Below are 12,554 nucleotides of genomic sequence, written 5' to 3' on the forward strand. Positions count from 1 at the left end.
TTGCGGTCGCCGGGGATCAGGTCGGTCCCCGGAAATTCTTCGGCAGGAGGCTCTGCAGCCCGTGGCGCATCAGCCCCTTCTGCCCCAGCTTCTGCACCTGCTTCATCATGCCGCGCATGGTGTCGTACTGCTTGAGCAGCTTGTTCACCTCCTGCACGCTGGTGCCGGAGCCGGCGGCGATGCGCTTGCGGCGCGACGCCTTGATGAGCTCGGGGTGCTTGCGCTCCTTCTTCGTCATCGAGGAGATGATCGCCTCCTGGCGCTTGATCATCCCGTCGTCGATGTTCGCGTCCTTGAGCTGGTTCTTGATCTTGCCGATGCCCGGCAGCATGCCCATCAGGCCGGACATGCCGCCCATCTTGCGCAGCTGCTTGAGCTGGGAGGCCATGTCGTCGAGGTCGAAGCCCTGGCCCTTCTCCATCTTGCGGGCGAGCTTCTCGGCCTCTTCCTTGTCGATGCTCTCGGCGGCCTTCTCGACCAGCGACACGACGTCGCCCATGCCGAGGATGCGGCCGGCGATGCGGTCGGGGTGGAAGGCCTCCAGGGCGTCGATCTTCTCGCCCATGCCCAGCAGCTTGATCGGCTTGCCGGTGATCTGGCGCATCGACAGGGCGGCACCGCCGCGGGCGTCGCCGTCCACGCGGGTCAGCAGGATGCCGGTGATGCCGACCTTGTCGTTGAAGTTGGTGGCGACCGTCACCGCGTCCTGGCCGGTCATGGCGTCGGCGACCAGCAGCGTCTCCGCCGGCTTGGTCGCGTCGCGCACGGCCGCGACCTCGGCCATCAACTCCTCGTCGATGGACAGGCGGCCGGCGGTGTCGAGCATGACCACGTCGTAGCCTTCGCGGCGGCCGGTCTCGATGGCGCGGCGCGCGATGGCGACGGGATCCTGGCCGGGAACGATCGGCAGCGTGGCGACGCCGGTCTGCTCGCCCAGGACCTTCAGCTGCTCCTGCGCCGCCGGGCGGCGCACGTCCAGCGAGGCCATCAGGACCTTCTTGCGGTCCCGGTTCTTCAGGCGCAGCGCGATCTTGGCGGTGCTGGTGGTCTTGCCCGAACCCTGCAGGCCGACCATCAGGATCGGCACCGGGGCGGCGGCGTTGAGGTTGATCTCCTCGCCCTGCCCCAGCATCTCCACGAGGTTGTCGTGGACGATCTTGATGACCTGCTGGCCGGGGGTGATCGAGCGCAGGACCTCCTGGCCGATCGCCCGCTCCTTGACCTGGTTGACGAACTGCTTGACCACCGGCAGGGCGACGTCGGCCTCCAGCAGCGCCACGCGCACCTCGCGCAGCGCGGCGTTGACGTCCTCCTCGCTCAGCGCGCCGCGGCGGCGCAGCTTGTCGAAGATGTCGCCCAGGCGTCCGGTCAGGCCATCGAACATGGGTCAGCGGTCCTCAGTTTCGGTCTCCATCCGCTCGAACGCGATCGGCTCAAGCACAAACGAGCCAGTGCGCGAAACTCGCGGACTGGCGGAGGTCCCCGGCACACAGGCCGATGGTACCCGGTCGATGGCTCGACGGATGCAGGTCGGCGGACCATACGCATCGCCGGGGGTGGAGTCAACCATCCAGAGCCGGCGCATCGCGCGGGAGCCTCTTGCGCAACGGCGCGCAAAAGGTCACTATTTCCATACACAACAAAGGGCTTTGCGGCCCCGGGGCAGCGCCCGCGATAGAACGCATTCGAGGCGCACTTGAATAAAGCGTTACCGATCGTTAACTTTTTCTTCGCGGCTCCCCTTTAAAGTGTGCCGCGACTCCAACCCGGGATTTCCCTGATGCCCCCCGCGCAAGGCTTCGGAACGAACACGCCGCGCACGAAGCTGACGCAGAGTCAGCTGAACACGATCCTGCTCCGCCATCAGGCTTTCCGGAAAAGCCAGCCGGGCGGTGTGCGCGCGAACCTGAAGATGCGCGACCTGTCGCATCTGGACCTGTCCGGCATCGACCTGTCCGACGCCGACCTGTCCGGGGCGAAGCTGTTCAGCGCGCGGCTGACCCGGGCCAATCTGACCAACGCGAACCTCTACGCCGCCGACCTGCGGCTGGCCAACCTGGAGAAGGCCGACCTGCGCCGCGCCGACCTGCGCGGCGCCTGCCTGCGCGGCGCCGTGCTGTCGGAAGCCATGCTGGTGGAGGTGGACCTGCGCGACGGCACGCTGCTGCACTACACCCCCTCGGGGGAGATGATGGCGCACAATTTCGAGGATTCCGTCCTGACGTCGGAGCTGACGGCGGCGGTCATCCGCGGCGCCGACCTGTCGCGGGCCAAGGTGGCGAACGCCTTCGTGATGCAGACCGACCTGACCGACGCGATCCTGCGCGGCACCAAGTTCATGCGCGCGAACCTGACGAACTCCAACCTGACGGGCTGTGACCTGACCGACGCCGATCTGTCGGAGGCCAACCTGTCCGGCGCCCGGCTGTCCGGCGCGGTGATGACCAACTGCGCCATCGGGCGCGCCAATTTCACCAACGCCAACCTGATCGGCGCCATCCTCGACGCGGCCCAGCTCCGCTCGCCCAACCTGTCGGCCGCGGTGATGGCGAAGGTTCTGGAGAATCCGGACGACGACCTGCGCAACATCCTGACCCTGCACCTCTCCTGGATCGACAGCGGCGGCAAGGACGGCAAGCGCGCCGACCTCTCCTCGCTCGACCTGTCGGGGCGCAATCTCGACGGCATCAACCTGTCGGCCGGCATCCTGCAATGCATCACGCTGCGCGGGGCCTCGATGATGGGGACCTCGCTGGCCATCGCCGACCTGTCGCTGTCGGACCTGCGCAAGGTGAACTTCACCAAGGCCGATCTGCGCGGCGTCAATTTCGAGCGGGCGACCCTGACCGGCGCCAACCTGACCGAGGCCCAGCTCGGCCCCGTTCACATCCAGGGGTCGAGCAGCCACGTCTGGCGGGCCAACCTGCAGCGCGCCCGCCTGGGCATGGCCGTCCTGAAGGACGCCGACCTGCGCAAGGTGAACCTGTCCGGGGCCAACCTCGCCGGGGCGGACCTGCGCGGCGCCAACCTGAGCGAAGCCGACCTGACCGGCACCGACCTGACCGGCGCGGACCTCGACGGCACGGTGCTTGACGGCACCAGCCTGACCGAGGCCATCGGGATCGAGGAGATGACCGGGACCTGATCCGTTCGCGGATTTAGGGCCGCCGCCCTCAGGAACGCCGCGTCCAGGGGCCGGAGCGGTAGGCGGTTCGGACATGGTTGATCAACAGATTGCGCGCGTCGATCAGCTGGGCCATGCGGTCGCGGCAGGCGACCACCCCGGTGTCCGGGTGATAGACCGGGGCCAGCTCGCGGAAGCGCTTCACCACCCGGTCCTCGTCGAAGCACCACTCGTTGACGAAGCCGAACATCTGCGCGGCGTCGCGCACCTGGGTCAGCTTGCCGTCGAGCGGGCGGAAGGACACCCGCTCCAGCGCGTGGGCCAGCGCCTTGTTGCGGTAGGTCAGGGTCTCCACCGCCCCCTCCAGCCGCCCCGCCTCCTCGGCGGGCATCAACCGGCAACCCGGTTCGGCCAGCGCCAGCGCCGCCGCCAGAGCCCGGCGGATCGCCGCGTCGCCGTGGCCGGGCGGCAGCCGCAACTCCAGCACCGCCCGCTCCGCGCCATCGTCCGGGGTGCCGGGATCGGGCGTCCGCTCGGGCGCCAGCAGCAGCGCCGCGGCGGCGAGCGCGGACAGGTCGGTGCCACGCCGGACGGCCAGACGCACCGCCGCCTCCGCGAAAGCGGGGGCGCAGGGAACCCGGTAGGGGATGGCGGGCGGAACGCCGACGCTCCTGGCCGACGGGAAGAACCCGGCGTCCGCTTCGGTCAGCGCGGCGAAGGGATAGCCATCCGGAGCGGTCATAAGGGACACCGACGCGTCGTGCGTGTGGCGCGACTCTAGCGCAATCTCCGGATTCCGCGCAACGGCCCACCCCGTCGCAGGAGGTGTAACGCGGACCGCGTCATCCCCCGCCTGTCCGCGCTAGCACCGCCGCGCTCACCCGGCCGGTCAGCGGTGCATCAGCGCCGGCTTGGCGGGCAGTTTCTGCAGCATGTCCTCGATGTAGGCCTCGTCGCTCTTGCCCGACATGGCGGCGAAGCCCTTCAGCATCTGGCTGCCGAAGCTGAAGACGCCGGTCAGGTCGATCTTCCAGGCACCGGCCTCGCGCACGAAGTCGGCGGGCACCAGGGCCGGGCGGTTGTTGACCATCAGGATGGCCGAGGCGCGGTCGCCGCGCACCCGCACCGGGCCGAGCCCGCTGCTGCCGATGACGTTGGGGCCGAGCCAGCCGTTCTTCATACCGTGATCGGCCAGTTCGCCCAGCGACATGCGGCGCAGGTCGGCCGGGCTGACGTAGCGGCGCAGGCCCATGGCGGCGAACTTCTCCGCCGGCTCCAGCTTGGCGAGGCCGGCGTCGTTGCCGCTGCGGGCGACGCCGCGCACCTGCTCCAGCTTGTCGACCGAGGCGCGGGAGAGCAGCGGGACGACCGCCGCGCCGCGCTTCTGCGCCAGGGCGGAGCGGGCGCTCTCGAAGACCGCCGCGACCTCCCGCTCCTCCGGGGAGGCGGGCGGCGGGGCGGCGGCAGCGGGAAGGGAGAAAACGGGAAGGGAAAGACCGAGGAACAACAGCAGCAGGGCCAGGGCGCGCATGAACGGTTCCGTGTGGTGGCGCGGCGTCAGGCCTTCTCCTCGACTCCGAAGAAGGCGAGCTGCCAGCGCATCTCGTCGTCGGACATCGGGTAAAGGACGCCTTCCCTTGCCATAAGCGCGGTTTTTGGCGGAATCTGGGCGATGCGCAATTGGATCTGCCGGGCGAAGCGCATCGACAGGCCGCAGCGCCACACCAGCGAGGTGACGGCGCGCGGGGCGTGGGTGCCGATGATGCGGTCGATGATCGGCATCGGAAGCTGCGCCAACTCGCCCAACCCGGCCAGGACGAAGGCGCGGTCGCCCTCCGCCAGAGCGCCCTCCAGCAGCTTCTCCGTCAGCTTGCCTTCCTTGTTCAGCCGGGCCGCCTTGTCGGACGGGCGTTCGGCCGCCTTGTCCTTGTCGCCCGGCGCGTGGCCAAGCTCCTCCTCCCCGAAATCGACGAGGCCGCGGGCGACACCGGCTCCGGCGCCATTGCCCCCGGCTCCACGGTTGACGCGCGCCCGCACGCCCTCGGCCAGGGCGTGGGCGGCGGCGGGGTCGAGGTCGGTGCGCTCCCGCAGGACCTTCAGCAGGTTGTCGGCGACGAAGCTCGCCAGACGCGCCACGGCGCGGGCCGGCAGGCGCGGCCGACGCACCAGCGGGGCGTGCCAGGGCTCGTGCTGCGGCGCCTGGTCGAGGATGCGGTCCAGCGTCTCCTCGCGGATCTGGGCCGAGGGGTTGGCGAGCAGGGCGGTCATCGCCGCCTCGTCGTCGGACCGCGCGATGGCGTCGGCGACGGAGGCCGAGATCTGCTTGCGCCCGGCGATCGCCGACAACGCGCCGGCCACCGGCCCGCGCATGATGATGTCGGCCAGATCCTCGTCGGTCAGGATGGGCGAGAACTGCAGGACCGGGGCGCAGACCGACAGTTCCACGTCGCGGGCCAGCGTGTTGATGACGCCGTGCGGCGCGCCGGGCAGTTCCTTCAGCGCCTCCGACAGGATGCCGCGCACCTCCGTCGCCTGGTCGCGGGCCAGCGCCTCCAGGCATTCCAGCGTCAGCCGCTCGATCTGCGACGCCTGGTCGGCGGACAGGTCGGGCAGCAGCCGGGCGACCTTCTGGGCCAGGGCGCCGCGCACCGCGACCTCCCGGTCCTTGGCGAGCATCAGGTCGGCCTGCCGCGGCGTGCCGGCGTTGGTGGCGATGGCCTGACGGACCTCCGCCGCGGTGTCGGCGGCCAGGAAGTAGAGCAGCTCCGGCCGGGTCTGGGGCGACGCGGCGACGCGGCGGCGCACCGCCGGGTCGGCGCTGCGCGCCATCTCCTTGGCGGCCTCGTAGTCGGCGGGATCGAGAATCTGGGGATCGCCGCAGGCGCTCATCGGGACGCCTCCGCCACGGCGCCGACCTCCACGGGGAGCGGGGCGACGGCGTAATGGCCCTTGCCGCGCTTCTTGGCGTCGTACATCGCCGAGTCGGCGCGGTCGGTCAGCTCCTGCAGCGTCTCGCGCCCCACCCGGTGGACGGCGATGCCGATGGACAGGCCCAGCGGCTTGTCCGGCGCGGCGGACAGGTGGCGCAGCGCGACCATGCCGGCCAGCAGGCGCTCGGCCACCGCCACCGCCTGCGCCTCGTCGGTGCGGCCCAGCCACAGGACGAACTCGTCGCCGCCCAGCCGCCCCGGCAGGTCGCCGGGCCGGACGCCGTTGGTCAGCAGCCCGCCGATGGCCTTCAGCACGGCGTCGCCCTGCTGGTGGCCATGCAGGTCGTTCACCGCCTTGAAGTTGTCGAGGTCCACGTACAGCAGGGCGGACGGCCCGGTGTCGGGACGGCCGAGCACCTCCTCCAGCCGCTCGAAGAAGGTGCGGCGGTTGAACAGGCCGGTCAGCCCGTCGCGCTCCGACAGGCGGCGCAGCCGCTCCTGATAGGCCAGATGCGCGTGGGCGATGCCGATGTGGTCGGCCACGCCGGACAGCAGCATCCGGTCCTCCTCGTCCCAGGGATCGGAGTCGTCGCCGCGCCAGACCACCACCGCGCCGTTGATGGCCTGACGGTGCTCCGTCCGGGCGGCCAGCAGCCGGTTCGCCCCCAGGGTCAGCTCCTGCGTGTCCTCGCCGGCGGCGACCGCCTCCAGCACCGGCCGCGACAGATCGGACAGCAGCTCCTCCGGCACCTCCGCGGCGAAATCGGCGGCGGGACGCAGGGTGCCCGCCTCCGTCGCGCGGTAGATGCGGCAGCCGTCGGCGCCCAGAGCGCGCGCGGTCTCCACCGCGGCGACGTGCAGCGCCTTCTGTGCGTCGAGCTGGTCGCGCAGCGTGTGGACGATGTGGGCGAGCATCTTCTCGCGGTTGCGCACCCGCGCCAGCTCGGCGGAGCGCAGCACCTGCTCCGTGGTTTCGCGGCAGACGCCGCGCGCGCCCAGCCATTCGCCCTGCGGCCCGAACAGCGGCACCGCCGAGACCACGAAGCAGGCGGGCAGCTCGTCCACCCGCTTCAGCCACAGCTCCGCCTGATCGACGGGGCGGCGGCTGTCGAACGGCAACGGCAGGTCGCCCCACTCGGTCACCGCCAGATCCTTGGGGTTGCGACCAATCAACGCATCGGCGCTGTAGCCCAGCGCGCCCTTGGGTGTGACAAAGACGAATCGCCCGTCGCTGCCCGTTTCCCAGGCAAAATCGCTCGAAACCTCGACCAGATCCTTGTAGCGGCGGCGCGACTCGATCAGCGTCTGGCGGAGTTGCCGTTCCAGCGTGGCGTCGCGTCCCAGCAGCAGGATCTCGCCGTCGGGCAGCGGCGTGGCCGCCCATTCGACGATCATCACGCCGCGCGGCAGTTCCACCGGAAGGGAGCGCAGGCCCGGCGCCACGCTGCACGTCGCCAGCCAGCCCTGGATGTCCGCGATCCAACGCCCGCCGGCGGCCAGCAGCTCTTCCGCGGCGGCGTTCGCGGCGGCGACGGTGTGGCTGGAATCGAGCCGGAGCGCCGGACCGGGAAAGGCGGCCAGGAGCGAGGACGTCGGAGCGGTGCCCGGCGGATGGGCCGGAGGAACTTCGGATTGTGGGTCTGCGGACACGGTGTCAACCTGAGACTGCGCGGGCCGGAGTATACCGGAAAAATGCGTTTCCTCCCCGAATCTTTCTTCAGGCGGTCCGGGTACCTGCCATACGCAACCACTCATTGAAGGCCTTCCCGCTTCGCAGCGGAAACGGGCCATGCGGCGAAGCGGCTTGCGGGCGGGCCGGCGAAACCCCATTGTTCAGCCCATGATGGCTTCCCTCCGCGACACCGGGGTCTGGATCTTCGACCTCGACAACACCCTCTATCCCGCCTCCTGCAACCTGTTCGCCCAGGTGGACCGGCGCATCGGCGATTTCATCGCCGGGCATTTCGGCATCACTTACGAGGAGGCGCGCGTCATGCAGAAGCGCTTCTTCCGGGAGCACGGGACGACCCTGCGCGGCCTGATGGTGGAGCACGACGTCGATCCGGTGCCCTTCCTGGACTACGTCCACGACATCGACGTCAGCCCGGTGGCCCCCTGCCCCAGCCTGGCGGGCACGCTGAACCGGCTGCCGGGGCGCAAGATCATCTACACCAACGGCTCCGTCCGCCACGCCGAGAACGTGACCCGGCAGCTCGGCATCGACGGCTGCTTCGAGGCGACCTTCGGCATCGTCGAGGCCGGTTACGTGCCCAAGCCCGACCCGCGCCCCTACGGCATCCTGGTCGATCACTACAACATCGACCCGGCCCGCGCCTGCATGGTGGAGGACATCGCCCGCAACCTCGCCCCCGCCCACGCGCTCGGCATGACGACGGTGTGGGTGCGCAGCGAGGCCGACTGGTCCCGCCCCGACGAGGGCGGAGTCGGCACCGGCAGCCACATCGACCACACCGTGGACGACCTGCCGGCCTGGCTGGAGGAGATCGCCGGCTAGCGGCGGCCGCAAGGCCCCTCGAGCCTCCGTAGGAACCCTTTGAGAACAAGGCAACGTTGACGCAACGTTGACAAGGCGGCGCGGCCCGGCCCATGTTCCGAACCCTCGAACAGACAGCCCAGCGAATGCCGCCATGAGCCACGCCAGCCTCGAATCCGCCGTCAACGCCGCGTGGGAAACCCGCGACACCCTGAACGTCTCGACCAAGGGCGCCGTCCGCGACGCCGTCGAGGAGGCCCTGTCCGGCCTCGACTCCGGCGACCTGCGCGTGGCGCAGAAGACGGACGCCGGCTGGGTCGTGAACCAGTGGCTGAAGAAGGCGGTCCTGCTGTCCTTCCGCCTGAACGCCAACGAGACGATCCCCGGCGCGCCGGGCGGCGCCTCCTGGTACGACAAGGTGCCGCCGAAGTTCGAAGGCTGGTCGGAGGCGCAGTTCCAGGCCGCCGGCTTCCGCGCCGTTCCGGGCGCGGTGGTCCGCCGCTCCGCCTACGTCGCGCCGAACGTCATCCTGATGCCCAGCTTCGTCAACGTCGGCGCCTATGTCGACAGCGGCACCATGGTGGACACCTGGGTCACCGTCGGCTCCTGCGCGCAGATCGGCAAGAACGTCCACCTGTCGGGCGGCGTCGGCATCGGCGGCGTGCTTGAGCCGCTCCAGGCCAACCCGGTCATCATCGAGGACGATTGCTTCGTCGGCGCCCGCTCCGAGGTGGTCGAGGGCGTGATCGTCGAGCGCGGCGCCGTGCTCTCCATGGGCGTCTTCATCAGCGCCTCGACCAAGATCATCGACCGCAACACCGGCGAGGTCTTCGTCGGCCGCGTCCCGGCCTACTCCGTCGTGGTGCCGGGCACCCTGCCGGGCAAGCCGCTGCCCGACGGCACGCCGGGTCCGGGCCTCTATTGCGCGGTGATCGTCAAGCGCGTGGACGAGCAGACCCGCGCCAAGACCTCCATCAACGACCTGCTGCGCGACTGACGCCGGGGAAGACGCCACGATGACCACCGCCGCCGCTCCCTCCTTCGACCCCTGCGATCCCGTCGCGGTGGCGCAGGCCCTGATCCGCTGCCCCAGCGTGACGCCCGAGGACGGCGGCGCTCTGGGCGTCCTGGAGGCGGCGCTGGCGCCGCTGGGCTTCGTCTGCCACCGCCTGCGGTTCGAGGAGGAGGGCACGGCGCCGGTGGACAACCTCTACGCCCGCCTGGGCACGGAGGGGCCGAACTTCTGCTTCGCCGGTCACACCGACGTGGTGCCCCCCGGCGAGCTGAAGGGCTGGTCCATCGATCCCTTCGCCGCGGAGATCCACAACGGCCGCCTCTACGGCCGGGGTGCGGTGGACATGAAGGGGGCGATCGCCGCCTTCGTCGCCGCCGCGGCCCGCCACATCAAGGCGGCCAAGGACACGGGCGCGGCGCCCAAGGGCTCCATCAGCCTGCTCATCACCGGGGACGAGGAAGGGGTCGCCATCAACGGCACCCGCAAGGTGCTGGATTGGATGCAGGCCAAGGGTGAACAGCTCGACGCCTGCGTGGTCGGGGAGCCGACCAACCCCAAGGCGCTGGGCGACATGATCAAGATCGGGCGGCGCGGCAGCATGACCGCCTTCCTGACCGTCCACGGCGCGCAGGGGCACGTCGCCTACCCGCATCTGGCCGACAACCCGCTGCCCCGGCTGGCCCGCATGCTGGCCGCCATCACGGCGGAGCCGCTGGACGCCGGCACCCCGCATTTCCAGCCGTCGAACCTGGAGCTGACAACCATCGACGTCGGCAACCCGGCGCACAACGTCATCCCGGCGCAGGGCAAGGCGACGCTGAACATCCGCTTCAACGACCTGCACACCGCCGACACGCTGCTGGCGTGGCTGCGCGAGCGGCTCGACGGGGTGGGCGGCTCCTACGAGCTGGACCATTTCGTGTCGGGCGACAGCTTCCTGACCCCGCCCGGCCCGCTGACCGAACTGGTGGCGGACGCCGCGGAGCGCGTCACCGGGCGCCGTCCCGAATATTCGACGACCGGCGGCACGTCGGACGCCCGCTTCATCAAGAATTTCTGCCCGGTGGTCGAGTTCGGCCTCGTCGGGCAGACGATGCACAAGGTGGACGAGCACACCGCGCTGGACGACCTGACCCGCCTGACCGACATTTACGGCGAGGTTTTGCGGAACGTCTTCGACCGGATCGGTTGACGTAAGGCCCCCTTCGCCCGTTCCCACCACCCTCCGGTGACCGCAACATGCCGCTGACCGCCCGGGACGTCGCCTCCTCCGTCTTCGGCGCCTATCGTCTGGCGCGGTTCGACCCCACCGGATTGCAGCATCTCGACCGCAGCCCCGAAGGGGCGTGGAAGTCCTTCTACGCCGCGGTGATCGTCGCTCCGGCCTGGACGCTGCTGCTGGCGATCCGGCTGTGGGGCCAAGTGCCGGACACGCCGCTGTTCCAGCTCGTGGTGGTGGAGGCCATCGCCTACGTCATCAGCTGGACGGCCTTCCCCGTGGTCATGCACGGGGTGAGCGGGCTGCTGGACCGGCAGAACCGCTACATCGACTTCCTGTGCGCCTACAACTGGTCCTCGGTCGTGCAGATGGGCATCTATCTGCCGGTGGTGATCCTGGCCGCCACGGGGATTCTGCCCGGCCCGATCTCCGAAGGGCTGGTGTTCGGCATCATGCTGGCGATGCTGACCTACCAGTGGTTCGTGATGCGCACGGCGCTGGACATCTCCGGCGTCGCCGCGGCGGTCCTGGTGCTGCTCGACCTGTTCCTGTCGGCGCTCATCACCGACTTCGCCGACGGGCTGCTGTAGGGCCGTTGGCGGGGGCGGATGCCCCCTAACTTGGACCGGGGGCGGATGCCCCCTTGCCCGGACCGTGGGGGCGGATGCCCCTTATACCGCCGAGCTTAAGCACTGACACATGGGAGCCACGGATAGCTGGTGAGGGAGCGTAGGCGCTCCGGTGTGGCGGTGAGGGCGTTCCAGGCGTCACAGCAGGCCTGGACGACGGCGTCGTAGTCGTCCAGTAGCCGGTGGGACAGAAAGCGCTCACGCAGGTACAGCCAGACGCGCTCGACCGGGTTCAACTCCGGACTGTAGGGCGGCAGCGGCACCAGCGTGATGGTGTCAGGCACGACCAGCGTCCGCGATCCATGCCAGCCGGCCTGGTCGAGCACGAGCACCGCCTGGACGTCCGGTTCCAGGCTTCGGGAGAAGCCGTCCAGGAACAGGCTCATGGCGGTGGTGGAGACGGTCGGCATGACCAGCGCGAAGTCGGCGCCGCTGGCCGGGCAGACGGCGGCGTAGAGGTAGGCCGAGGTGAAGCGCTTGTCGCACAGCCCGGCCGGACGCTGCCCGCGCTCCCACCAGCGGTGCGTGGTGCGGCCCTTCTGGCCGATGCGCGCTTCGTCCTGGAACCAGAGTTGGAGGCGCCGCTCCGGATGCGCGGCGGCCGCGGCCTTCAGCGCTTCGCGCAGCCCCTTTTTTGGAAGGCGGCCTGGGCCTTGGCGTCGGACTGCGGATGGCGGGGCCGCGTCTTCTGCTTCGACAGGTTCAGCCGACGCACGATGCGCGACAGACTGGCCGGATGCAGCGTCTTGGCGAAGCGGTCGGCGATCACCTCGCACAGGATCGGCAGGGTCCATTCCACGCAGCCATGCCGCTTGGGATCGGGACCGGCCAGGATGATGGCCTTGAGCGTCGCCTGCTCGCCTTCGGTCAGCCATTCCGGACGGCCGGGCAGCGGACGATCATAGAGTCCGGCGACGCCTTCGGCGTTGTAGCGCACCACCGCATCGCGCAGGGCTTGGCGGTCCATGCCGGCCAGCCGCGCCGCTTCCGCCCGGCTCACCCCGTCGAGCGCATGGGCGATGGCGAACATGCGTGCCGCCACCCGCCCTTTGTTCTCCCGCCGCGCCAAAGCACGCAATTCGCTGGCGCTCAGGTCTTCCCGGATCGGCAACGCCGCTGGCATTCGCTCCTCCCCATCGCGAT

The 12,554-nt window shown here is 70.1% G+C and carries 11 protein-coding genes; 5 read left to right on the top strand and 6 right to left on the bottom strand.

Annotated elements, in window-relative coordinates; translation table 11 throughout:
- Positions 1-16 precede the first annotated feature (16 nt).
- A complete protein-coding gene (ffh, locus tag ACWPN5_RS15735) occupies positions 17-1,384 on the bottom strand; it encodes a signal recognition particle protein (RefSeq protein ID WP_145681345.1) in 1,368 nt (455 codons plus the stop codon).
- Between the two features lie 396 nt (positions 1,385-1,780).
- On the opposite strand from ffh, the gene ACWPN5_RS15740 reads away from it, so the two are divergent.
- Positions 1,781-3,145: a pentapeptide repeat-containing protein gene (locus ACWPN5_RS15740; RefSeq protein ID WP_145681344.1), complete on the top strand. Its 1,365-nt coding sequence runs from the start codon at positions 1,781-1,783 to the stop codon at positions 3,143-3,145.
- Between the two features lie 28 nt (positions 3,146-3,173).
- On the opposite strand, the gene ACWPN5_RS15745 is transcribed toward ACWPN5_RS15740, so the two are convergent.
- The 4 genes from ACWPN5_RS15745 to ACWPN5_RS15760 all read right to left on the bottom strand — a co-directional run bounded on the left by ACWPN5_RS15745 (position 3,174) and on the right by ACWPN5_RS15760 (position 7,704).
- Positions 3,174-3,866 carry a hypothetical protein gene (locus ACWPN5_RS15745; protein ID WP_145681343.1) on the bottom strand — a complete coding sequence of 231 codons (693 nt, stop codon included), beginning with the start codon at positions 3,864-3,866 and terminating at the stop codon, positions 3,174-3,176.
- A gap of 147 nt (positions 3,867-4,013) precedes the next feature.
- Positions 4,014-4,655 carry a hypothetical protein gene (locus tag ACWPN5_RS15750; protein ID WP_492296207.1) on the bottom strand — a complete coding sequence of 214 codons (642 nt, stop codon included), beginning with the start codon at positions 4,653-4,655 and terminating at the stop codon, positions 4,014-4,016.
- A 26-nt stretch (positions 4,656-4,681) separates the two neighbouring features.
- Positions 4,682-6,013 (bottom strand): DUF2336 domain-containing protein, encoded by a 1,332-nt coding sequence (locus ACWPN5_RS15755; protein ID WP_200478637.1) that lies wholly within the window; start codon positions 6,011-6,013, stop codon positions 4,682-4,684.
- The gene (locus ACWPN5_RS15760; RefSeq protein WP_492296209.1) at positions 6,010-7,704 is read right to left on the bottom strand and encodes a sensor domain-containing diguanylate cyclase; all 1,695 of its coding nucleotides are present in this window, start codon (positions 7,702-7,704) and stop codon (positions 6,010-6,012) included. The genes ACWPN5_RS15755 and ACWPN5_RS15760 overlap by 4 nt, the downstream gene beginning before the upstream one ends.
- 190 nt (positions 7,705-7,894) lie before the next feature.
- Between ACWPN5_RS15760 and ACWPN5_RS15765 the strand changes: the two genes are divergently transcribed.
- From ACWPN5_RS15765 to ACWPN5_RS15780, 4 genes are all read left to right on the top strand, one after another.
- A complete protein-coding gene (locus tag ACWPN5_RS15765; RefSeq protein ID WP_492296211.1) occupies positions 7,895-8,569 on the top strand; it encodes a pyrimidine 5'-nucleotidase in 675 nt (224 codons plus the stop codon).
- A 133-nt stretch (positions 8,570-8,702) separates the two neighbouring features.
- A complete protein-coding gene (dapD, locus tag ACWPN5_RS15770) occupies positions 8,703-9,545 on the top strand; it encodes a 2,3,4,5-tetrahydropyridine-2,6-dicarboxylate N-succinyltransferase (protein WP_014239316.1) in 843 nt (280 codons plus the stop codon).
- Between the two features lie 19 nt (positions 9,546-9,564).
- A complete protein-coding gene (gene dapE, locus ACWPN5_RS15775) occupies positions 9,565-10,755 on the top strand; it encodes a succinyl-diaminopimelate desuccinylase (RefSeq protein WP_492296212.1) in 1,191 nt (396 codons plus the stop codon).
- A 47-nt stretch (positions 10,756-10,802) separates the two neighbouring features.
- A complete protein-coding gene (locus ACWPN5_RS15780) occupies positions 10,803-11,372 on the top strand; it encodes a hypothetical protein (protein WP_145674839.1) in 570 nt (189 codons plus the stop codon).
- 95 nt (positions 11,373-11,467) lie between these two features.
- Here the strand turns inward: ACWPN5_RS15780 and ACWPN5_RS15785 are convergent.
- Positions 11,468-12,534, bottom strand: a protein-coding gene (locus ACWPN5_RS15785; RefSeq protein WP_492296215.1) for an IS630 family transposase whose coding sequence is annotated in 2 segments (ribosomal slippage) — positions 11,468-12,046 and positions 12,049-12,534 — 1,065 coding nt in all. Because the reading frame shifts where the segments join, the coding sequence is not laid out codon by codon here.
- Positions 12,535-12,554 lie beyond the last annotated feature (20 nt).

It is taken from the genome of Azospirillum sp. UENF 211521, assembly GCF_058780535.1.

Coding starts and splice junctions, on each gene's coding strand:
- ffh (WP_145681345.1), bottom strand. CDS start 1,384: ATGTTCGATGGCCTGACCGGACGCCTGGGCGACATCTTCGACAAGCTG.
- ACWPN5_RS15740 (WP_145681344.1), top strand. CDS start 1,781: ATGCCCCCCGCGCAAGGCTTCGGAACGAACACGCCGCGCACGAAGCTG.
- ACWPN5_RS15745 (WP_145681343.1), bottom strand. CDS start 3,866: ATGACCGCTCCGGATGGCTATCCCTTCGCCGCGCTGACCGAAGCGGAC.
- ACWPN5_RS15750 (WP_492296207.1), bottom strand. CDS start 4,655: ATGCGCGCCCTGGCCCTGCTGCTGTTGTTCCTCGGTCTTTCCCTTCCC.
- ACWPN5_RS15755 (WP_200478637.1), bottom strand. CDS start 6,013: ATGAGCGCCTGCGGCGATCCCCAGATTCTCGATCCCGCCGACTACGAG.
- ACWPN5_RS15765 (WP_492296211.1), top strand. CDS start 7,895: ATGATGGCTTCCCTCCGCGACACCGGGGTCTGGATCTTCGACCTCGAC.
- dapD (WP_014239316.1), top strand. CDS start 8,703: ATGAGCCACGCCAGCCTCGAATCCGCCGTCAACGCCGCGTGGGAAACC.
- dapE (WP_492296212.1), top strand. CDS start 9,565: ATGACCACCGCCGCCGCTCCCTCCTTCGACCCCTGCGATCCCGTCGCG.
- ACWPN5_RS15780 (WP_145674839.1), top strand. CDS start 10,803: ATGCCGCTGACCGCCCGGGACGTCGCCTCCTCCGTCTTCGGCGCCTAT.